General features: G+C 34.9%; 21 protein-coding genes. 4 read left to right on the forward strand and 17 right to left on the reverse strand.

Translation table 11 applies throughout. The annotated features are described in order from the left end of the window. Positions 1-110: 110 nt before the first annotated feature. The 4 genes from cmoA to ESZ36_RS01385 all read left to right on the forward strand — a co-directional run bounded on the left by cmoA (position 111) and on the right by ESZ36_RS01385 (position 4,590). Positions 111-845 carry a carboxy-S-adenosyl-L-methionine synthase CmoA gene (gene cmoA / locus ESZ36_RS01370; protein WP_146782478.1) on the forward strand — a complete coding sequence of 245 codons (735 nt, stop codon included), beginning with the start codon at positions 111-113 and terminating at the stop codon, positions 843-845. Positions 846-964: 119 nt separating this feature from the next. Next, the gene (gene cmoB / locus ESZ36_RS01375) at positions 965-1,933 is read left to right on the forward strand and encodes a tRNA 5-methoxyuridine(34)/uridine 5-oxyacetic acid(34) synthase CmoB (RefSeq protein ID WP_146782481.1); all 969 of its coding nucleotides are present in this window, start codon (positions 965-967) and stop codon (positions 1,931-1,933) included. A 127-nt stretch (positions 1,934-2,060) separates the two neighbouring features. Beyond that, positions 2,061-3,434, forward strand: a complete 1,374-nt coding sequence (locus tag ESZ36_RS01380) for an anti-phage deoxyguanosine triphosphatase (protein WP_146782484.1) — start codon at positions 2,061-2,063, stop codon at positions 3,432-3,434. A gap of 43 nt (positions 3,435-3,477) precedes the next feature. Continuing rightward, the gene (locus tag ESZ36_RS01385) at positions 3,478-4,590 is read left to right on the forward strand and encodes a patatin-like phospholipase family protein (RefSeq protein ID WP_146782487.1); all 1,113 of its coding nucleotides are present in this window, start codon (positions 3,478-3,480) and stop codon (positions 4,588-4,590) included. A gap of 99 nt (positions 4,591-4,689) precedes the next feature. Here the strand turns inward: ESZ36_RS01385 and pgi are convergent, their stop codons facing one another. From pgi to ESZ36_RS01470, 17 genes are all read right to left on the reverse strand, one after another. After that, entirely contained in the window at positions 4,690-6,345 is a 1,656-nt protein-coding gene (gene pgi / locus ESZ36_RS01390; protein WP_146782490.1) for a glucose-6-phosphate isomerase, read from the reverse strand. A 364-nt stretch (positions 6,346-6,709) separates the two neighbouring features. After that, positions 6,710-7,615 carry a UTP--glucose-1-phosphate uridylyltransferase GalU gene (gene galU, locus ESZ36_RS01395; protein WP_211357746.1) on the reverse strand — a complete coding sequence of 302 codons (906 nt, stop codon included), beginning with the start codon at positions 7,613-7,615 and terminating at the stop codon, positions 6,710-6,712. A 22-nt stretch (positions 7,616-7,637) separates the two neighbouring features. Further along, positions 7,638-9,533: a nucleoside-diphosphate sugar epimerase/dehydratase gene (locus ESZ36_RS01400; RefSeq protein ID WP_146782495.1), complete on the reverse strand. Its 1,896-nt coding sequence runs from the start codon at positions 9,531-9,533 to the stop codon at positions 7,638-7,640. 133 nt (positions 9,534-9,666) lie between these two features. Continuing rightward, positions 9,667-10,227, reverse strand: a complete 561-nt coding sequence (locus tag ESZ36_RS01405) for a sugar transferase (RefSeq protein WP_170235752.1) — start codon at positions 10,225-10,227, stop codon at positions 9,667-9,669. Between the two features lie 12 nt (positions 10,228-10,239). Then, entirely contained in the window at positions 10,240-11,151 is a 912-nt protein-coding gene (locus tag ESZ36_RS01410) for an NAD-dependent epimerase/dehydratase family protein (RefSeq protein ID WP_146782498.1), read from the reverse strand. Beyond that, a complete protein-coding gene (locus ESZ36_RS01415) occupies positions 11,148-11,915 on the reverse strand; it encodes a glycosyltransferase family 2 protein (protein WP_146782501.1) in 768 nt (255 codons plus the stop codon). The genes ESZ36_RS01410 and ESZ36_RS01415 overlap by 4 nt, the downstream gene beginning before the upstream one ends. Positions 11,916-11,949: 34 nt before the next feature. Next, positions 11,950-12,813 (reverse strand): dTDP-4-dehydrorhamnose reductase, encoded by an 864-nt coding sequence (gene rfbD, locus ESZ36_RS01420; protein ID WP_146782504.1) that lies wholly within the window; start codon positions 12,811-12,813, stop codon positions 11,950-11,952. Positions 12,814-12,827: 14 nt separating this feature from the next. After that, a complete protein-coding gene (gene rfbC, locus ESZ36_RS01425) occupies positions 12,828-13,376 on the reverse strand; it encodes a dTDP-4-dehydrorhamnose 3,5-epimerase (protein ID WP_146782507.1) in 549 nt (182 codons plus the stop codon). Beyond that, entirely contained in the window at positions 13,376-14,257 is an 882-nt protein-coding gene (gene rfbA, locus ESZ36_RS01430; RefSeq protein ID WP_146782509.1) for a glucose-1-phosphate thymidylyltransferase RfbA, read from the reverse strand. The genes rfbC and rfbA overlap by 1 nt, the downstream gene beginning before the upstream one ends. Positions 14,258-14,259: 2 nt before the next feature. Next, positions 14,260-15,339 (reverse strand): dTDP-glucose 4,6-dehydratase, encoded by a 1,080-nt coding sequence (rfbB, locus tag ESZ36_RS01435; protein ID WP_211357752.1) that lies wholly within the window; start codon positions 15,337-15,339, stop codon positions 14,260-14,262. A 276-nt stretch (positions 15,340-15,615) separates the two neighbouring features. Further along, a complete protein-coding gene (locus ESZ36_RS01440; protein ID WP_146782515.1) occupies positions 15,616-16,344 on the reverse strand; it encodes a glycosyltransferase family 2 protein in 729 nt (242 codons plus the stop codon). Beyond that, on the reverse strand, positions 16,334-17,596 hold the full coding sequence (locus ESZ36_RS01445; protein WP_146782518.1) for a hypothetical protein: 1,263 nt from the start codon (positions 17,594-17,596) through the stop codon (positions 16,334-16,336). Before ESZ36_RS01445 ends, ESZ36_RS01440 begins: the two co-directional genes overlap by 11 nt. After that, positions 17,583-18,752 carry a glycosyltransferase gene (locus ESZ36_RS01450; protein ID WP_170235753.1) on the reverse strand — a complete coding sequence of 390 codons (1,170 nt, stop codon included), beginning with the start codon at positions 18,750-18,752 and terminating at the stop codon, positions 17,583-17,585. Before ESZ36_RS01450 ends, ESZ36_RS01445 begins: the two co-directional genes overlap by 14 nt. Beyond that, positions 18,745-19,671, reverse strand: coding sequence for an NAD-dependent epimerase/dehydratase family protein (locus tag ESZ36_RS01455; RefSeq protein WP_146782523.1), 927 nt, complete (start codon positions 19,669-19,671; stop codon positions 18,745-18,747). The genes ESZ36_RS01450 and ESZ36_RS01455 overlap by 8 nt, the downstream gene beginning before the upstream one ends. Beyond that, entirely contained in the window at positions 19,668-20,378 is a 711-nt protein-coding gene (locus tag ESZ36_RS01460) for an acyltransferase (RefSeq protein WP_211357747.1), read from the reverse strand. The genes ESZ36_RS01455 and ESZ36_RS01460 overlap by 4 nt, the downstream gene beginning before the upstream one ends. 23 nt (positions 20,379-20,401) lie before the next feature. Then, positions 20,402-21,763 (reverse strand): hypothetical protein, encoded by a 1,362-nt coding sequence (locus ESZ36_RS01465; protein ID WP_146782528.1) that lies wholly within the window; start codon positions 21,761-21,763, stop codon positions 20,402-20,404. Between the two features lie 66 nt (positions 21,764-21,829). Beyond that, positions 21,830-23,158 (reverse strand): lipopolysaccharide biosynthesis protein, encoded by a 1,329-nt coding sequence (locus tag ESZ36_RS01470; RefSeq protein ID WP_146782532.1) that lies wholly within the window; start codon positions 23,156-23,158, stop codon positions 21,830-21,832. Positions 23,159-23,348: the final 190 nt, after the last annotated feature.

A 23,348-nucleotide genomic window follows, 5' to 3' on the forward strand; every position in this document is an offset into this window, starting at 1 on the left:
AAACACCCTATAAATATAGCGTTGCTAATAAGATCGGTTAAAATAAGCCATTATATACCCGCTAGCAATCAAGTTACTAACTTAACATAAAAGTGAATAGAACAAAGAAAATGCATGATTCTGATACCGATTTAATTTACTCACAAGCGCATAACCAAGTAAAAAACTTTACCTTTGATGCGCAAGTCGTTGAAGTTTTTCCCGACATGATATCTCGTTCTGTGCCGGGCTATAAAACTATTATCGACACTATAGGCCGTCTTAGCCAACGCTTCGCCCAAGAAGATAGCAATATCTATGATCTAGGTTGCTCTCTAGGTGCTGCAACGCTTGCCATGCGCAAAGGAATTACCGCTAACAATTGTAAAATTATTGGTGTGGATAATTCTATCGATATGGTAAAGCGCTGTAAAATGCATGTAGATGCATTTAAAGGAAATACACCCGTGACGATTATTGAAGGTAACATTCAAGATATCGACATAGAAAATGCTTCCATGGTAGTGCTAAATTTCACTTTGCAGTTTATCGAAAAATCACAGCGCCAAGCATTACTGAGTAAGATAGCGCAAGGTCTAAAGCCCGGAGGTTTACTGGTTTTGTCTGAAAAAATATCCAGCGATGATAACGTTATTGACGATGTATTAATTAACTTACATCATAATTTTAAACGTGATAATGGCTACAGTGAATTGGAAGTTGCTCAAAAGCGTAGCGCATTGGAAAAAGTCATGTTGACAGATTCTCTTGATGTACATAAACAGCGCTTAACACAAGCTGGTTTTCAACATGTTTCATTATGGTTTCAGTGTTTTAATTTCACCTCTCTGATTGCAATAAAGTAAAACTATCAAAAAATGTATTTATGCATATACCTTTAAATTGCGTGTGATTAAGTCATTACACTCAATTAAAAGTTAGCAAAATATAAAGTACGCCCTTTAAAACGACAAATTAGAATCCTATGAAACAGTTCAACGAATTTTACCAAAAAATTGCTACCAATCGTTTAGGCCATTGGCTAAACACCCTACCTGCACAATTGAGCCATTGGCACGAAAATGAACTACATGGTGAATTCAAGCATTGGCAGAAAACCCTTGATGCATTACCCATAGTGGATTCTAATTCAGCGATTGATATAACGAATACCGTTAAAGTTGGCGAATTAGGTGATTTAGATCAGGGACAATTTAAACGCCTTGAAAATTTAATGAAAAAGTTTAAACCTTGGCGTAAAGGTCCCTATCATATTCATGGTTTACACATTGATACTGAGTGGCGGAGTGACTTTAAATGGGATCGTTTAGCTGAGCATATTAGTGATTTATCAGGTAAGTATGTTTTAGATATTGGTTGCGGAAGCGGTTATCACTTATGGCGAATGCGCGGTGCAGGGGCAAAATTTGTTGTTGGTATTGACCCAACTCAGCTTTTTTTAATGCAGTTTAATGCAATAAAACACTTTATAGATGATAGCCCAGTGCATTTACTACCTTTAGGTGTTGAACAACTACCTGAGCTAAAAGCATTTGATACAGTCTTTGCTATGGGTGTGCTTTATCACCGTAGATCGCCAATTGATTTTCTTTATCAATTAAAAGCACAGCTAGTTAAAGGCGGTGAATTGGTGTTAGAAACACTCATTGTCGATGGCGATGAAAATACAGTACTAGTGCCTGGTGAACGTTATGCAAAAATGCGCAATGTTTGGTTTTTACCCAGTGAAAAAGCCATGTGTGCTTGGTTAGAACGATGTGGATTTAGCAATGTTCGCGTGGTAAATACTGATATTACGGCATTAGACGAACAACGAAAAACCGAGTGGATTGATACTGAGTCGCTGCAAGATTTTCTTGACCCAAATGATAACAGTAAAACCATTGAGGGTTACCCTGCCCCAAAACGCGCCATATTTATTGCTAATGCCTGACAACTCATACCTAACTACCAATGGCTAACTAATTGGTGTAACTTATAAAACTAGTGCTAGTACAAAAACTAGCAGTAGTACTAAAGCGAAGGTAAGCCCAAGCAGTTAAATTAAAATAAGGAAGGCTATGAGTGATGTTTGGTTAGTAAGACGACTTAAAAAGGTGACTAAACGGCAACAAGATCACCGTGACCCTTTCCAGCGAGATCGAGCTAGAATTATGCATTCTGCTTCTTTTCGTCGTTTGCAATCTAAAACCCAAGTGATGGGTAGCGGACAAAGTGACTTTTACCGTACTCGCTTAACGCATTCATTAGAAGCAGCACAAATTGGTTCAGGTATTACCGCACAACTACGCTACAAATTCCCCGACTTATGTGACGCTCTTTTTCCTACTAGCGATAGCTTAATAGAAACCATTTGCTTAGCCCACGATATCGGTCATCCGCCTTTCGGCCATGGTGGTGAAATAGCACTTAACTATATGATGCGAGATCATGGTGGCTTTGAGGGAAACGGCCAAACATTGCGCATTGTGGCGCGCTTAGAAACATTTAGTGAACACTTTGGTATGAATTTAACCAGAAGGACATTACTTGGCTTAATGAAGTACCCACAATTAATAGAAACGCTTAGCAAAGAGTCAAAACCAGCCAGTGTCGGTAACTTTCGACAACTTAAAGCCGACGAGTGGCATCCAGCCAAAGGCTTATATAGAGACGATCAAGATATTATTGACTGGGTACTTGAACCATTATCGAAAAGTGACCGTACCTTGTTTCAGAGTATGAATTATCAAAATATAGGCAGCCAAAACTTACGATTGCAAGACAAAAACACACACCATAAAACCCGTTTCAAATCACTCGACTGCTCTATCATGGAGCTAGCTGATGATATTGCCTATGGCATTCATGACCTCGAAGATGCCATAGTAACGAAAGTGGTTAACCGTGATGATTTTGACCGAGAAGTAATAAAGAAGTTACAACAAATAGACGATGCTTGGTTGCAAGAATACAGTATGACCTTAACAAACAAACTATTTAGTGATCACCATCATTTGCAAAAAGACGCTATTGGCGGCTTAGTTAACTACTTAATTACTGCGATTAAATTAACTGATTTAAATGAGCAAGATGATATAGATTTTGAAGAGCCACTGCTCCGTTATAATGCAACCTTATCTGCATCTACAGCAGAAGCACTAAAAATATTTAAAGATTTCGTTTACTTTTATGTCATTAAATTGACCAGCCTTCAGCGTTTGGAATATAGAGGTCAACAAATAGTGATGGAGCTTTTTGAAGCATTATCATCCGATCCTAACCGTTTACTACCCAGTAATAGCGCTAAACGCTGGCAACAAGCAATAGATAACAAAACAAACTCTCAACGAATAATAGCCGATTATATTGCTGGTATGACAGATGATTACGCCACAAGACTTTATCAATCACTGTTTAATGCCCATGGCGCGTCAGATTACCAATTAAATTAAGTAAGACTTACTAATAATATAAACACATGAGATTAATGCAGTAATGCTAGAGATATACGCTGGAAAAAATGCCTTAAAGACAATTCAAGAACAAGGTTTTAAACAAGAGCTATTTACTAACTTTCTTGGCGCGAGCGGTGGGCCAAAATGGTTCATCTTATTTGGTTTGGATAAATACCTCTTTGGGAATTTTTTCAAAAATAGAAGTACAGAACTAAATTTAATCGGTTCAAGTGCTGGTGCCTTTCGCGCAGCAGCATTATCACAAAATGATCCAGTACAAGCTATTGAACGCTTAGCTTATACCTATGCAAATACAGTTTACTCAAGAAAACCGAGTCCACAAGAGATATCCAACCAAGCTGTTTTTATTGTTGACCAGCTATTTGCTGAAAATGGCGCTCGAGAGATCATTAACAATAATATCTTCAAGGCACATTTTCTAGTCGCTAAATGTAATGGCTTAACCTCTTTTGATAATAAGATTATGCAAGGCGCTGGCTTAATTAATAGTATGTTGTTAAATAAAATAGATAGAAGGCTACTCGGCAAGCAATATCAACGCTATATTTTTCAACACCCAAACAGTAATTTGGTCATAAACGACCCCTACAATTTCAGCAATTTTTACGAACCTCTAACCCCTAATAATATAAAAAGTGCCTTACTCGCTTCAGGTTCAATTCCTATGGTGATGTCAGGTATCAAGGATATTGAGGGTGCAAAAAGTGGTACCTACCGAGATGGCGGTATAATTGATTATCATTTTGATTTTTCATTAGGCAACAACAGATCTGATAAACAAAGCACCAGTGAATACACTCTAGAAAATAGTACTATTGCAATAAAGCACGAACTCACCCTTTATCCACACTTTAGCTCCGAGCCGAAAGCAGGATGGTTTGATAAAAACTCAAGCAGAAAAGTATTAGCCAGTAGTTATGACGACACGGTTTTATTAGCGCCCTCAGAGAAATTTATACAATCACTGCCTTATGGGAAAATCCCCGATAGAACAGACTTTACCAAGCTTGATGCACCAACAAGGATTAAATATTGGTTAAAAGTATTAAAGGAAACAGATAAATTAGCCGAATGTTTTAATGAGTTTGTGATCAAGCAGGATATAACGAAGATAAAGGCATTTCAGCCGTAGTTTCAACGCCGTCGTCATTCCAAAAAGTAATCAATCATTCCCGAAGTATCTGATCGGTAATCCTTGATATTTTCCCCGAAGATTACCACCTTGTTTGTATTACACCGAAGGAGTAACCTTTGAGCGGTCTCTAAATCTGGCAATTAGACTCTGACTAGAAGCAGAGAGTAAATCATCTTCAGCACCATCTATTGCAGATAAGATTCTGGCTCCCAACTGCTTCCCTAATTCAACGCCCCATTGGTCAAAGGAATTGACTTGCCATAAAACTCCTTGAACAAATATTTTATGTTCATATAGCGCTAACAAAGATCCGATGGTCTCAGGAGTTAATGAGTCCATAACTAGCGTATTACTTGGAGTATTACCTTTCATGGTTTTATGAGGAGCAATCAGTGATATTTCATCGGCAGATAAATCACTCATCTCTAGCTCGATTTTTACTTGTTGTAATGTTTTTCCCTGCATTAATGCTTCACTTTGCGCAAAACAATTGGCTACAAGCACTTTATGATTTTCGGTATATTGGCTTCGACCTTTTAAGGCAACAATAAAGTCTGTTGGAATGATGTCATCACTTTGATGCATTAACTGCATGAAAGCATGCTGCCCGTTAGTGCCCTCTTGACCAAATACAACAGGAGCGGTTAACCAAGACAGTTTATCTCCTGATTTTGATACAGACTTACCATTACTTTCCATGTCGGTTTGTTGTAAATAGCCAGGTAAAGCTCTTAACGAATGAGCATAAGGTAAAATGGCTAAAGTCGGGTACTCAAGTGCATTTCGATTCCAAATACCAAGCAATGCCATAATAACCGGCATATTGTGTTTAAAATCAGTCGATTTAAAGTGCATATCCATCTCATATGCACCTTGTTTTAACTTGTTAAAATTATCATTACCTATAGCAAGAGCAAGAGGCAGGCCTACTGTTGACCAAAGTGAAAAGCGTCCTCCGACCCAATCCCACATCGGCAAAATATGCTTTACATTAATTCCAAATTCTTTTGCTGCTTCAATATTACTACTCACTGCAAACCAATGTTTTTCAATAATCGCAGCTACATTATTGAGCTTTGGCTCTTCTACAGACGCACAAGATAACATCCACTGCTTCACGGCTTTTGCATTAAGCATGGTTTCTTGTGTGGTAAAGGTTTTCGAAATCACGACAACGAGTGTTGTTTCTGAGTTTAGTTTCTTAAGCTTTTCTTCAAGTGCCCCACCATCAACATTAGCAATAAAATGAACAGCTAGACGCAAGTCACGGTAATGTTCTAAAGCTGATAAGCTTACTTTCACACCGTAATATGAGCCGCCAATACCAATGGCTAAAACATCGGTAAAGCGCTTACCAGTATGACCAGTTAGAATACCGTTTTGTACATTATTAACTACATTAGCCATTTGTTGTTCAGCTGCTTCGACCTCATTAGCAAGTGTTTCACCAAGTATCTGTTGTTTAACTACCTGAGGTGCTCTTAATACTGTATGTAAGACTGACCGTTCTTCAGTATTATTTATCTTCACTCCACTAAATTGTTTTGTTATCTCTTCTGATAAACTTACCCCTTGAGCTATTTCTATCAGCTGTTCAAGTTCAACATCGGTAATATTTTGCTTTGAATAGTCGAGGTGTAAATGAGGTGTAGATATAGAAAAATCATCAACTCGTTCTTTTTGATCAAACAATGAAACAATTGAACGCATTTTAGCGCTATGGGCTAATGAGGTTAACTTCTGAATATTCATAAATTACTAATTTTATTGCGCAATCTAGATCTGAGGAACTAGAGGATGCTCTGTTATCATTTTAATAAAAGGGACCCTCACCGTATTTACTTCAGCTTGTTTTATTCAGCTAATAAAAGGTGTCAGTCAATCAATTTAGTTATTTAGAGGGAATATTGTTAATTTCTGTAGTGAAGAATCTGTTCATGAAGCGATTTTTTATCTTCTTACATAGTGTGTTTACATTCCCTGTTTACGAAGCTCCAGTTTCCTTTAGTAACGTCATTCCCGAATTTTCTGTGTCCTCTGTGGTGATGTGTCACTATCACTGAGCACTTTCTTACGAGTCAAGATTACTAAAAAGCAAACTCTTTAACACTTCTGTTTAACCTTTCACTATTTCTTGTAAATATGCTTTAAATTCATCAGCTAATTCAGGATGACGTAAACCATACTCAACATTCGCCTTCATATAACCTAGCTTAGAACCACAATCATGTGATTTACCTGTCATATGGAACGCTTCTACCGTTTCTTTTTCCATAAGCATAGCAATAGCATCTGTTAACTGAATTTCATCACCAGCACCCGGTGGTGTTAACTTCAATAAATCCCAAATTTTTTCAGACAAAACATAACGACCAACAACCGCTAAATTTGAAGGAGCTTCATCAACCGGAGGTTTTTCTACAATAGCAGTCATCGCTTTAGACGCACCAGGGGCTAAATCATATCCAGCACAATCCACCACACCATAACTACTCACTTTATCCATAGGTACAGGTTCAACCATTATCTGGCTATAACCACCTACTTCCTGATAACGAGTTAACATTGCAGCTAGATTTTCAGTTTTTAAATCAGCGGTAGAATCATCTAAAATAACATCAGGAAGGACAACAACAAAAGGTTCATTACCAATTATTGGGCGTGCTTTTAGCACAGCATGTCCCAAGCCCTTAGCTTCTCCTTGACGTACATGCAATATAGTTACATCTTTAGGGCAAATCGCTTGAATTTCATCAAGTAACTGACGCTTTACACGATTCTCCAAGGTAGTTTCTAATTCAAAAGATTTATCAAAATGGTTTTCAATAGCATTTTTTGATGAGTGAGTAACTAAAACAATTTCTTTAATACCTGCCGCAACACATTCATTAACGATGTATTGAATCATCGGTTTATCAACAATAGGAAGCATCTCTTTTGGGATTGCTTTAGTTGCTGGTAGCATGCGAGTGCCCAAGCCTGCGACGGGGATTACAGCTTTCGTTATTTTGTTATTAAACATATTCAACCTAAAATTATTAATATTATGCTTTTGCTTTTGCTTGCCAAACTAGGTCACAAATACCATCTTTGGGAACAAAGCCGGTAGGAGCTTCTAACAGTAACCTGCGAATTGTTTCGTGTGAAAAATTGTGGCAGGCATCATCAAGTCGAATAAGTAATTTTTCTAGAGCTTCCCATGTCAACATAGTCTCGTGCGCTGACATAATCCGTCGATGATCAGTTTGAGTTACATCATCTCCTATCAATAATTCTTCAAACAACTTTTCACCTGGCCTCAGACCCGTGTACTCAATTTCTATATCACCATCAGGGTTATGCTTATCCTTAACATTCATTCCGCTTAGATGTATCATCTTAACTGCAAGATCAGAAATCTTAACAGGATCACCCATATCTAACACAAATACATCACCACCAGTTCCCATAGCTCCTGCCTGAATAACTAACTGAGCAGCTTCCGGTATTGTCATAAAATAACGAATAATATCAGGATGAGTTACGGTAATAGGTCCACCACATTTTATTTGATCTCTGAATAAAGGTACAACAGAGCCTGACGAGCCTAAAACATTACCAAAACGCACCATACAATAACGTGTATTAGATTCTTTCCGAGCTAACGCTTGTAAAATTAACTCCGCCATTCGTTTAGTTGTACCCATGACATTGGTTGGGCGTACAGCCTTATCCGTTGATATAAGCACAAATGTTTCAACGTTGGCCTCCATAGCAGCTTCAGCCGCATAAAGAGTCCCGAAAACATTATTACGCACCCCTTCAACCACATTGTGTTCAACGACTGGGACATGTTTATAAGCTGCGGCGTGATAAACAGTTTGCACATTAAAAGTACGCATAACAGTCATCATTCTATTTTTTCTCTGCACTGAACCAAGTAAAGGTACAACCTGACAGTCATAACCTAATTCATCAGCTTGCTTTTGCAGTTCTCCATTAATTTGGTATAAAGCAAATTCTGATAGTTCAAATAAGATCAATTTTATTGGTTTTTGTTTTAATATTTGACGGCAAAGTTCTGAACCAATAGATCCACCAGCTCCTGTAACCATAACGACTTTTTCGCAGATATTAGCTTTTAATAGAGACTGATCAGGTTTAACTGGGTCACGTCCAAGTAAGTCCTCAATAGAAACTTCACGTAGTTCATCAATTTTAGCCTTACCACTAACTAAGTCAGCAGAGCCCGGTATAGAAAGGATTTCAACAGGCAGTGCTTCAATTTTACTTAACACTCGAGCAATTCGCTTTTTATTCTCTCTTGGCATTGCAAGTAAAAGACGCGAAACAGAGGAGTTTTCAATCAAACGAGAAAGATCATTACGGCTATAAACAGTAATCCCTTGGATAATTCGTTTATGAATTCTAACGTCATCATCAATAAACGCAACTGGGTAGTATTCATCTCCATGTAACAAAGATTGTGCAAGTTGTCTCCCCGCAGAGCCTGCACCATAGATGATAACTTTTTCTTTATGCTTATTTTTTACTGGTGAGGATGCTATTAATGTTCGCATCAAAAAACGGCTACCTCCGACTAAAACCAATAAAAAAGCCGAAAATATTACAGGGACAGTACGAGGTAAATCAATATTTAAAAAGAAAGATAAAAAAACTAAAGCCACTGTAGTAAAGCATACTGACAAAGCAATACTGACAGCGGCTTTACCATTTATATATCGTAGAACAGCCCTGTATAGCCCAAGTTTAACATTAGCAATTAAGGCAACAGGCAGCAGAAAAGCAAGAAGTATCCATGAAGGGGAATGAAACAAAATAGCTATTGTATCTAAACGAACAAGCATTGCAGCCCAAAAAGCAATACTAACGAACATAAGATCGGAGAAAAGAGAAATAGCACGCTTCACAGGTCTGGATGCTTGAAATAAAAAATTCATATAAATATATTGCTTACTTTCCGATGAGATATCTAATCATTTTTTTAATTATTAGATATAAGTATCAGGCATTATACACAAGCATATCTATTTATGACATTTTAAAGGTTATTTTAATTGGAATTAATCAAGTTTAACTTATGCGGTCACCAGACCCACTTCCTGTGGCAGTTTGAATAATATATTTGAAATAACTTTTAAGAGTAAGTGTTTCAATCATTTTTTGATCAGTTTCAGCCAGTAATTTAGGAGTAGACATATCTATAGTATTTACTTGAGCAAGGCCTGTTATACCCGGTAATACATTATAAATACCACGACTATCACGCTCTGTAATCAACTCTTCTTGATTAAATAAATTTGGGCGAGGGCCGACAAAACTCATTTCCCCTTTTAATACATTGATTAACTGTGGTAATTCATCAATTTTTGTTTTACGTAAAAAACCACCTAATTTAGTTATAGAGGCTGTACTTGCAAGATGACTAGCAACTGATTTTGTATCAACCGACATTGTTCGAAATTTAATAAGGTTAAATGGATTTTTATTTTTACCTACACGTTGCTGAATAAATATTGGCAGACCAGTATCAAAATAGCCGATAATAGTAACCATTAGTAAAATTGGAAAGGTGATTATTAGGCCAAAAAAAGCCATTAAAAAATCAAGTGTACGAATAAGAATGAGATTCATAAATATTTAATTCTATCTAGTTAAACGACTAAGCGTGTCAGCCATAGTAAAAGGAGGTGTCCAATCAAGTAAAACTTTAGCTTTATTTGGATTAACTTGTAAATCACCAATTAATTGATCCATTTGAGCCTGCCTACCAGTAATTTTTCCTATCAGGTTAAATATGAAATTTGGTACAGGAAATTGTAATAAAGGAGTATTTAAACCTTTAGCAATTTCATTGGTAAATTCTTTTATAGATATATCACCACCATCTGAAATGCAAAAAATTTCATTTGTAGCATTTGGATGTTCGATACAGACAGATATAAAATCAGCTAGATTATCTACTGAAATAAAATTACGCTTATTATCACATAAAGCAAAAGGCAACATAGGGACTTTACTTACTAAATTAACAAGTTTATCGAAATTTCCAGGGGCGCCTTTTCCATAAACTAAGACAGGACGAATAATAATAACTTCAAGATCTGTTTCTGCTGCTATTTTCAACAGTGCTCTTTCAGCATCAAGCTTCGACTGGGCATATTCCGAGTGTGGCGATACATTAGAATGTTCATCATATGGTCGAGCATTAGTAGTACCGTTACCTAATACACCGATTGAACTAATAAAAACAAAGCGCTTCACACCCGCGTTAACTGCCTGTTGAGCAAGATTAATGGTCCCTTTAACATTGACTTCATTAATATAGTCTGGATCATTTGATTTATTGTGAGCTACAGCAGCAAGATGGACTATTGCGTTTACATCTTGTAAACACTGCCCCCAATTACTATTACTGTTGATATTAACGCTAAATGAATTACTAACAGACTCAGTAATATCTTGTTTTCCGTGCCTTATAACCGAGTGCTTATGTTCGAGTTGTTGAGTGAGAATACTTCCAATAAAACCACTTGAGCCAGTGACTAATACCTTCATGATGGAGCCTTAACAAACCAACGTGTAGAAAGAGTTAATAACTTATAGGGAAGCTTTAGCATAACAAATAATATATTTGAATAAATACCATTTTCTTTACAAGCCCTAACAATCTCAAAATTTTGATGTATCCGCCACAACAATCCACTAGAGCTTATCCCTCCCTCTCGCATTTTTACAGAGATTATAGGTAATCTAATTGATTTAACTCCTTTACTAATAAACCTTGTTAACAGTTCGAAATCGGCAGCGACTCGATAATTCGTTTTATACCCTCCAAATATGTCATAACAACTTTTACGAACATAAAATGTAGGATGCGGTAACATTAGTCCAAATTTAATCATTCTTTTACTAAAAATTTTAGAGCTATATAATCGTGTTGGTTTATTTAAATCATGTTCAGATACATAAATAAGGTCAGAGTAAACAGCATCTACATTATCTCCGTCAAAGCCGGCAACAATTTGTTCTATTACAGATTTGTCTGCTAACACATCATCTGAATTTAAAATTCCAACAATATCTCCTGTCGCTAAAGACAGACCTTTGTTCATTGCATCATAGAGGCCATTATCTTTTGCACTTATATGGATACTTACAGTATCACTATATTCACAGACTATGTTATTCGTCCTATCTTTAGATAAACCATCAATTACAATATGTTCGATATTAGTATACGTTTGTGACTTAATGGACTCCAACGTGTCTCTAATTGTTTTTTCTGAATTATAACAAACTGTTATTATTGAAACTTTCATTTTTTAATCACTATCAAATTATGTTCATATACATCTAGACTAAGTTATCCATCATACTAGATAACTGCTTACGCCAATGCGTTGTCCTTAAGTCAGAAACTTCTTCTGCACTGGCTTTGTTAATCACTGAATAAGCAGGTCGTCTAGCTGGAGTCGGGTATTCCGATGTAGGAATTGGGTAAATAGGAATAGCTTCTTTCAATAAACCTTTTTCAATCCCTAGCTCTTGAATAGCAATGGCAAAATCATACCAAGATGCAATACCGCCATCAGTCCAATTATAGATACCTTTCACTTCAGGTTTATCTGCAATAATCCACAACCATTGGGCTAAACCTTTGGCCCATGTAGGCGTACCTACTTGATCATAAATAATGCTTAGCTTTGGTTTTTCTTGCATTAAACGCAACATACTCCTCACAAAATTATTCCCATTTACAGAATAAACCCAGGCAGTACGTACAATAACGCTGGCTTCAGGTAATATTTGTTGAAGAGCGACTTCTCCAGACAATTTTGAAGCGCCATACACATTAATAGGGTTTGGAGTTGAATACGACTCATAAGGAGAAGTACTTGAACCATCAAAAACGAAATCTGTAGACACATGCAAAATACGAGCATTAATACTTTTACAAGCATTGGCCAAATACTTTATTCCAAGTTCATTTACCGCATACGCTGCGTCTACATTTTTTTCAGCCTCATCTACTGCGGTATAAGCAGCTGCATTAATAACTAAGTCAGGTTTATTACTAGTAATAAATTCCGAGACTAATGATTCATTAGTTATATCTAACTCACTACTATTAACACTAATTATATGATAACCCTGAGGTACCAACAGTTCTAATTCTGAAGCTAGCTGCCCTCCTTTCCCTGTTATAACTACTTTCATATTACTTCTGCTTATTAATCAAATTTAGGGGCATCTTGAAAAGAGAAACCAGTGGCATCTTTATCAGATAATTGTGGAGGTTCACCTTCAACTAAGGGCCATTCAATAGCAAGTTCGATATCATTCCATCGTACCGAAGCCTCTGACGCAGGATGATAATAATCAGTACATTTATAAACAAACTCAGCAGAATCGGTCATCACATAGAAACCATGAGCAAAGCCTTCTGGCACCCATAATTGTCGTTTATTTTCAGCTGAAAGTATGACACCTACAGCCTTGCCAAAAGTAGGAGATGATTGTCTCATATCTACCGCAACATCATAAACAGCACCAGAAGTAACTCGTACTAATTTACCTTGCGTTTGTGTTTGTTGATAATGCAAACCACGTAAAATACCTTTAGTAGATTTACTATGGTTGTCTTGCACAAATGGCTTAGCACCTGTTTTTTCCATAAATTCATCAGCACGAAAAGTTTCCATAAAAAAACCACGTTCGTCACCAAATACATTCACCTCAACAATTTTTACATCTTCTATCTCAGTATCGATGAATTTCATTAAATCATTCCGTTAGCAATGTTAAATAAATACTGCCCGTAACCGGTTTTTTTTAGTTTTTCAGCTTGCACAAGCAATTCATCTTTATTTAACCAGCCTTGTATGTAAGCGATCTCTTCTAAACATGCCACTTTAAAACCTTGCCTATGCTCAACAGTTTGCACAAATTGACTGGCCTCCAATAGAGAGTCGTGCGTACCGGTATCAAGCCAAGCAAAACCTCTGCCTAACATTTCTACATTTAAATCACCACGTTCTAAATAGGCAATATTAACATCAGTGATCTCTAACTCACCACGGTGTGACGGTATAATTGATTTTGCAATATCAACAACGTCATTATCGTAAAAATATAAACCTGTCACTGCATAGTTTGATTTTGGTTGTTCTGGCTTTTCTTCAATACTTAATGCTTTACCACTTTTATCAAATTCAACAACACCAAATCGCTCAGGATCAGTTACATGATATCCAAACACAGAAGCACCTGTTTCCACTTTCGCAGCAGCAAGTAACTTGTCTGAAAAGTGTTGCCCATAGAAAATATTATCTCCTAAGACTAATGCGACATTATCATCACCAATGAACTCTTCACCAAGTATAAAAGCCTGTGCTAATCCATCTGGACTTGGTTGTTCTTTATAACTAATATCAATACCAAACTGATGACCATTTCCAAGCATGCGCTCAAAATTGGGTAAATCTTCGGGTGTAGAGATGATTAAGATATCTTTAATTCCTGCTAGCATCAAAACTGAGAGCGGGTAAAAAATCATCGGTTTATCGTAAATAGGCAATAACTGCTTTGAAGTACCTAACGTTATAGGATGTAAACGACTACCCGACCCCCCTGCTAAAATAATACCTTTATAGTTAGCCATGTTTATTTATCTCCAATACGTTCAAGTTGATAGTCACCGCTTAATACACGCTTCCACCAGTTTTCGTTATTTAAATACCACTCAACTGTTTTACGAATACCTGTTTCAAAACTTTCTTCTGGTAACCAACCGAGCTCTTTGTCAATTTTCGAGGCATCAATGGCATAACGAATATCATGACCAGGACGGTCATTAACAAACGTTATTAGCTCATTGTAATTAACCAGAGAAGATTGGCTAAAAGCAGAGTTATCTGAAATAGGTTTTAATTCATCAAGAATGGCGCATAGTGTTTCAACCACTTCAATATTCTGTTTCTCGTTGTGACCGCCAATGTTATATGTTTCCCCAACAATACCTTCTGTTACAACCTTATAAAGTGCGCGAGCATGGTCTTCAACATATAACCAGTCTCTAACCTGACTACCATCTCCATATATTGGTAATGGTTTTGCATCTAAAGCATTTAAAATAACATGTGGAATAAGTTTTTCTGGAAAATGGTAAGGTCCATAGTTATTTGAACAATTAGTTACAATAACAGGTAAGCCATATGTTCGGTTCCACGCCCTGACAAGGTGATCACTTGATGCTTTAGAAGCAGAGTACGGTGAACTAGGATCATAAGATGTTTCCTCTGTAAACAAGTCATCAGTACCATCCAAATCACCGTAAACCTCATCTGTACTAATATGATGAAAACGAAAAGCCTCCTTTTTACCTTGAGGTAAAGTAGACCAATAGTTACGAGTGGCTTCTAATAAAGTAAATGTACCAATTATATTAGTTTGCATAAAATCAGCTGGACCATCAATAGAACGGTCAACATGTGACTCTGCAGCTAAATGCATCACAACTTCAGGCTGGTATTTTTTAAAAACCTCAGCCATTTTTTGAGCATCACAGATATCACCCTGTACAAAATGGTATCGCTCATTATTTGAGACAGATGCAATAGATTCGACATTACCAGCATAAGTAAGCTTATCTAGATTGACAACTGAATCATCTGTATTTTCTATAACATGACGCACAACTGCACTGCCAATAAATCCGGCCCCGCCGGTGATTAAAATCATGATTACTCCGAGAAATAGTACCCATCAAAATGAATACCTAAAATTTTATTGAAGGTGAATATATGCACTTATTTAATATGATTAAATAAGTGCATATTAGTTAAGACTTTTAAAGAAAATCTAGTCCAAGAGTAAGATTATGAACCGTTCTAGATCACAAAACTAGACCTGATAGAATTTTTAAGGAAAATAGAAGTTGAAACTTGTGATTATTCACTTTTAACCCAGCTAAGATAGAGCCATCTTGTCCTGTGATACTTATGCATTTTTTCATAAAACTCATCCTTTCCATTTAATAAAAGAAAGACGCAATATAGGCTTAATAAGATTAAGCCTATAAATAAATTTAGTGCCAAACGTAGTGGTTGATTTCTCTCCTGTAGGTGAAGCGTTATTTCCGTGCCTCCTGTACTTGAGCAGTTTAGTATTGATGAATGACGTATTATAAAATGACTCGGCTACTAGGCCTAACCACCAATCGTGCATTGGAATTGTATTTGGAAAAGGTAACGCCAACTCTAAAATTTCACGACGAAAAGCCATGCAACAACCTAAATAGGAGTTTTTTATTAAGTTTTTGACAACCCCCTTTTTAGAACCATTATTGGCGAAAAATGAATCATAAATAACTAACTCATCTTTACCAATAACAAGGCAATCACTTACAACCAGGTGATTTTTTAATAGAGCAGACTTCATTGTTGTTACCTTACCATCAATCCAAATATCATCTTGGTCGGATAAAAAAACGAAATCTCCTATAGAATGATTAATCGCATTTTCAAAATTTTTAATTAGACCTTCTTTAGGCCCTTGAAAAAACTTAATACGTTGATCGTTAGCCTGAAAAGAATTAATCAACTCTATTGTCCCATCGTCAGAACCATCATCAGAAATAATAACTTCATCGTGCGCCGATAATTGATAAAGAATAGACTCTAACTGTTCATTTAAATAATCAATACCATTGTAAGTTGCAATACAAACACTGACAGATTTACTTTTCATAATAATTTTTCCTACTAAATTTATTATCTCTCCTCAAAAAATACAATGAGATAACATGCATCAAAACACATTGAACACTGAATAAAAAAGGATTACCTATTGATGGGAATATAAAACACATTAACCCGAGACTTGTTAATATATACTTTTTTTCAATCACGTTTGCCTTATATTCCTTAAATATTTTTATCATCGTATAAGCATAAGAAAAAAATAACAACAAAGACATTACGCCAAATTTATGAATCATATTAATGTATGTTAATTCAAAACCGTACGGCTTTTCAGGGTTTCTACTAGCATTTTTAACCGTAGCACCAAGCCCTTTTCCCCATACATCTATATCTTCTAACAGAGAATACAACTGAGCATACCGTGCAATATTCGATTCGTCATCTTTAGCAAACATTGAGCTAATTATATTTATATAACCTGTCGATAATAAAATGACTAAAACTAGAGTGAGTAAAGTAAATAGTATTATTGTTTTCTTAACGTTAACTTTACCAGAGCTTGCACTGCTAAATATAAAGATATATAGTAATAAAATCATCCCTGCTAAAACATATCCTTTTGAAGCTGGAAGAAAAATAACAACATAAGTAGCCAGAAAAACAAATAGTAAATGATGACTTTTTAATAATTTTAATTTTTCAGCATATTTCAAACTTGGTATTAAGCTATAACTTAATGCCAAAACAAATAATGGAAAAACCATCATTTGGCTTGCTGCAAGCATTCTAATTTGACCGGTACTTGAGCCACCTTTAAAGTAACCAAAAAAAACAGCTATTAATAAATTTTCTCCATAGTATATAAACACATTAAATACATACAATAAAATGGATAATATTATATTTTGGAATAGTATAAATATGGAGATATAAATAACGATTACATACAACGACTCTTTTCTTATTTTGGAAATCAACAACAAGTAGTAGAAAAAATAACCTACCATACCGGCAAAATTTGCTACGATGTAACTCAACTTATTACCCAATGCTAATCCGAGTAATACACCATATAACCAAACAAGTAGAAATATAGCAGGAAAAAAATCCCAATAACTAAAATATACTCGTTTTATTTTTGGAAAAGACTTGTTGAAAATAAAGAAAGTTAAAACTAATATATAGGAAGAAATCAAAACCCCATATTGTTGAACTGCTCCCCTTCCAAATGCGAGTATTATTATCAAAGTAAAAAAAATAACCGCATGCTTTTTACATAAAGATTTATTTGACAACATCTTTGATCAAATCTAGGTAATTCACACCAAACTGCTTTGTTCTTTCAGTTAGTAACGTTTTAGCTTCGCTCTCAAGTTTATGGTTTGGACCTGGTTTTTTACTTTTTATAATACTCTCAATTAAATCAGCTAATTCTACAGGATCTTCACGAGAAAAAAATAGTGAATCCATGGGGGCTTGTTCAAAGTGTACACCTAAGTCAGATATAATCATCCCCTTACCAATACTCTTAGCTTCTTCTACAGTTGAACTCCATCCTTCAAATAAAGATGGGTTTAATATTGCCAAGCAATATCTCATTAAATACTGTACATCGCTATAGGGTATTAAACCTAAGAATTTAATATTATCACTGAGTTCGTATTCAGCTATTTTATCAAAAATAGTTGATTTAAAATTAGGATCTCTAAAGTCATCTAATGATCCAGAACAAATCACCTGAACTTTAATTTCACGTCCTTTCAATATTCTTAATGCCCTAATAACTACTAAATGATTTTTATGTTTCCATAATTGATTAGGCAGGTAAAAAAACTCATCTTCAATATCGTATTTGGTCATCAATTTTGGACTATATTCTAAATCTAAAATGTCAGAGCTAGGTTGAGTAACAAACTGTAATACTTTTAACTTCTTGGAAGGTTTTCCATCAGTGAATTCAAGGTAATCCTTAGCACCATCGTGACTACTAACAACAACTCTATCGGCATAATTTATTATGCCTTTGTATAATCTCCCCCGACGATATCGCTCGAATAATGTGAACATATGCGGCAACCTGGTAAATTGAAAATCAGGAAGCCACTCAATTGTTTTTACGCTTAAATTACTGGAATAAAAATTCGAGTGTGATAACACATCAATTTCGTGCTCATGTAGGAATTTTTCCATACGTGATGTGCTACCAAATATCTTGAATGAAACTTTGTAAGTAAGCCACTCAACACTGTTTCTTTCACATAACCGGGTACGAATAACCTTAGAAAATACCTTATATCTGTCTAAAACAGTATCTTCGACATTTTCAGGAACAAATAGAATAAACTCGAACTCATTTTTTTCATCGGCCATTTTTGCAGCATAAATAAGATTATAAATATAATTCATGCCTCCAATATAATGAGGGTAATCAATCAAAAATCCAATTCTAGTCATTTTTTTGCTCCATAAACCAATCCACATACTCTGTCAGACCTTCTTGAAAACTGACACAAGGCATCCAACCAAGTGATTGCGATGTGGAAATATCAGCACAATAATGTTTAGGGTTACCTAAATCTACTTTGTTATTAAAGATAACACTTGGATTTTTATCCATTGCTGAGTTAACCATATGCACAACATCGTGAATAGTGACACCGTAACCGGTACCACAATTAACAACAACATGTTCTTTTTTACCTTTTAAAATACATTCAATAAGTTTTAATACATCTGAAATATGTACAAAATCCCTACTTTCTTCACCTGTACCAAAAAAGTCAACGATCCCTTTTTTGTCACTGTAAACTTTGCTACATGCATCCCAAAGTAATTGTTTTTGTAATCCAATACCATATATAGAAAATAATCTAATAATAGCAACACTTATACCAAACTGTTTTGAATAACTATCACATAATTCTTCAGCAATTTTTTTATGATAACCATAAGGCGATATTGGTATGCCTACATCAGTTTCACTTATTTTTGTACTTTGTGTTTGACCTTGTACCGAAGGACTCGATGGGTAAATAAGGTACGTGTTTTTATTAAATAGGCGAATATACTCGAGTAGTTCCAAAGTACCATCCACGGTTTTTTTAAAATCTTGGTATGGATGATTAACAGAAAAACCAACTGAGCCACTACCTGCACAATGTACAATAACGTCAAATTTTTCATTGATATTTCGTAATGCTTCAATTGATACATCGTCTTGAAACCAGTAATCAAGGTCAATCACCTTGCACTCTTGTTCACTTAACTGCCCATGACCAATGCCAAAAGTTTCATATCCTAACGTTTTAAAAAACTTAACAACGTTTGAACCAATGAAGCCTTTAGCCCCTGTCACTAATACTTTTTTCTTCACGAAAACAAATCTCCAAAACTTTTCCCTGATGGGAAAGGTGATATTTCACGCTCTTTAAATTGAGCAAGTTGTTCTTTGTATTCACTTTCTGAAATAAAATCTCTTAATTCAGAAAAGTCGGTTGTCCAAATGTTATTTGAGAAATCGAAGCGTTTTATCACTCGGGCCGGAGACCCTACGACGAGAGAGAATGGCGGAATGGTACGGGTAACTAGGCTGTTCGCTCCAATAATGCTCCCATGACCTATAGTAACATCACCAATGATCGTCACATTAGCACCCAGCCATACATTATCACCAATAATAATAGCATTACAGTCAGTCGTTCCAGTAAACATATAAGGTACCAGAGGATCTTCAAACTTATGATCACTACCTAAAAAACTACAATTAATCCCGCTCATAAAAAAATCACCAATAATAATTTCTTTTCCAGAACTAAAGAAATTACGTTTGCCTATATAACAATTATGACCCATTTCAATTCCGATTTCTGCATCAATTCTTTTATTAACATTAAACCAGGTGCCTTCGCTGACCACATTATTGTAACCAAATTGAATATGCTTAAGTCCAATATAATGAATTGATGGGTCAAAGTAGTTACTTTTATCTATAACATAAGAGGAGTATCTTTTTTTATAAGCAAAGTTGAAATTATTGTATATTTTTCTTAAAACTTTACTCTTTTTTAAAAAATTTTTCATTCTATTTATCTTATCCATGTCGGTTAATTACTACTGGAATGGGAGTCATTTAAAAAATCAATAAACTTTTGTTTATTAAACCCTTTAAAAAATACACCTTGATCTGTTTTTACAAAGGGTCGAGTAACATTATCAACAATATCTTTAGCTTCATCAATCACATATACATTAGGATTTATAAATATATCATCATGACTTTCAAAGTCTTGTTTAGCGTACAAAAATACTTTAACTCCTAATTGCAATGCTTCATAAACGACTGTTGACTGAATAGCAATCACGGCAGACGCCTCATTCAACAGTTCTGGGGTTGTTTTTTCGGTGCAAATTATTTCGACGTTAGGTAATCCTAAGAAAACTTGCTTTGCTTCTTCTCTTTCATGTCCCTTTTGCTGAGGATGAAGTTTAAATACCACTGGAATATCTGGAAGTTTAGTAGCTAATGATTTAATTAAAGGGATCAGATCGGGGGCAAAAGTTCCGTTACTTATTACTAGTAAGCTTTGACCACTTCTAGGTGTATCATTCATGTTCATATTTTTAAATAAACTATTTCCGATTGATATTTTATTTTTTACTGGATAGTTTATCGTATGCCAATGTTCTGAAAATGACAGAAATGTATCAGGTATAGTTAAATTTTTGTTATACACAACGCCCTCTGGATATGAGTAATACATGTGGTATCTATTTGTTTGCCCATGTTGCAGTTCAGCAGTTTTAATATCTAAATGCTTTGCTGAAGCTATTAATCCCTTTTCGCCCCCAGTAGCTAAGAAAAAAACAATTTCCGGCTTATAAAAGTGTAACAATTTATTATAATACAGTCGATCTGCATTATAGTTACCTAGTAGCTCATTAATTTTCTTATCAAAATCAAAATCAATTTTAAATTCATTCTTTAAAATTAAATTTATATCTGCGTTTAAAATATTTTTTTTTGCCGTCAACTTAAACAACTTCTTAAATATCAATAAAGCTGTATTATTGTATGAACATTCCTTTGTAGAACCTGTCTGCAATCCATCAACAACAAATGATTGTGACTTTATTATAGAGAGACAATCTTGTGATATAAGGTCAACAGAAAATCCATTTTCATCCACGCCTCTAGGATACGTGTAAAAAAAGTTACGCACCCTTCTATTTCTCATTTTCAAAAGGTATTTAATATCTTGGTATAACAAAGTAAAAACATTAAAACGGTTATTTTTTATCCTTGTTAATTTAGGGGCGGGTTTACGTACCGTTAAGTATAGGATTTGAATATAAACATCATACCTTACAATATCCCACCACTTAATACCCCCATTTGTATTGGATTCAAATAAATTATATTTTTTTTCTAATTTAAAAAATCTATCTAAGATTTCACTGTTTTTCATTAATACACCAATACTATTTTATAATTGCACTTTAATAACACTTATAACTAAATTTAAGTTAAAAGTCTAAACTACTGAATACGCTAATATGAGTAGCATTGAAATTAAGACCGGCAACACAACTCCTTTAAACGCCATCACCCTCTCAGGCTTTATAAATAGTCGTACATTTATATAATGGGCAATAAAAAATAATAAGAAAGTAGCCAATGTCGTCCACGACGCTATAGTATAACCATAAATGGGGATAAAAATATAATTCATAAGAATATTAAATACACCACATAACAAAGTAATAAGGGCTATTGTGGCAGTTTTTTTAGCATAAAAAGCATAACCGATATATAACACATATAAAAACTGAAACATAAAGCCAATAATGATTACAGGGATTATACTAATAGCTTCGCTATAAGCTTCAGGTGCAAGTATCTGAGAGATTTGAGGAGTAAACATCACTATAATTAATGCCAGAGCAGAAATGATAAAAGAAAACCTTATAGAGATAACGTCTATATTATCATAATTTTTATGTTTCAAACTTTCAAAAAAAATAGGGTTCCACGACTGGGTTAAACTTATGACAATCATCTGAAAAATCATACCAACTTTGTAAGCAAACGAATAAAAACCTGTTTCCTTCGCACCAACCATTTTATTAATCATGAGTTGGTCAAAAGTATTAATAATATGCGATGATAAAAGATGGAGAATTATTGGTCCACCTAATAAAAAAGAATACTTTATATGATTCCATGAAAAATCAAACCCCACAATATTCCTAACTAAATAAAGACTATAAAAAAAAAATATACAAGAAAATAATAACATAGAATAAACAGTACCGAGATACCTATGCTCATTAAGATAATAAGTTATGGTTATTGTGATTACTAAACTAAATATTCCTCTAAACATTGATATCCGAGTAAATAAAAAGCTTTGTTTAGTTACTTGTAAGTAGGCCTCCACTGTTGCATATGTTGCACTAGTAAAAGCTATAACAATTGCAAAAACAAGCATAGGTAAAGGTAAGTCTAATAATTCTGAAATTTCAATTTTATACGCATAAGTGGTTAGCGACAAAATAAAGCCTACTCCCCATAAATAGAGAAAGTTACTTCCTAAAAAGTCGCCGAAGTCATCGTTAGTTTCAAAGAAATATCTGCCTACTGTTGTTTGAGTACCTAAGCCATATATAATAGAAAGTGTAGTGACTATTGACAGAAAAACAGCTATTAAGCCAAATTCACTTGGTGTTAACAATCGAGTCATTACAGGTATACTTATAACTGATAAACCTCTAATAAACACACTAGCTGTTAAATAGTTTTTTCCGTGCCTAAAAAATTCACGAGTCCCACTATCAAGTTTCCCTTTTAATAGATTGAGCATATTCTTGAAACCTTTTGTGTGATACTGGTAAATTAGTTTACAGTTAGAAATTCTGTAAGAGTAGCGTAGAATTTAAATTGCTAGAGCTCTTGCACATATGAAATAGGATATTAGGATATTAGGATATTAGTTAAAATAGAAGCTCTGGGGCTGGTATCCAAACTTATTTACTTTAATATGGTTCACCGAA

Origin of the sequence: Colwellia demingiae, assembly GCF_007954275.1 — a bacterium.
GTDB lineage: Bacteria > Pseudomonadota > Gammaproteobacteria > Enterobacterales > Alteromonadaceae > Colwellia > Colwellia demingiae.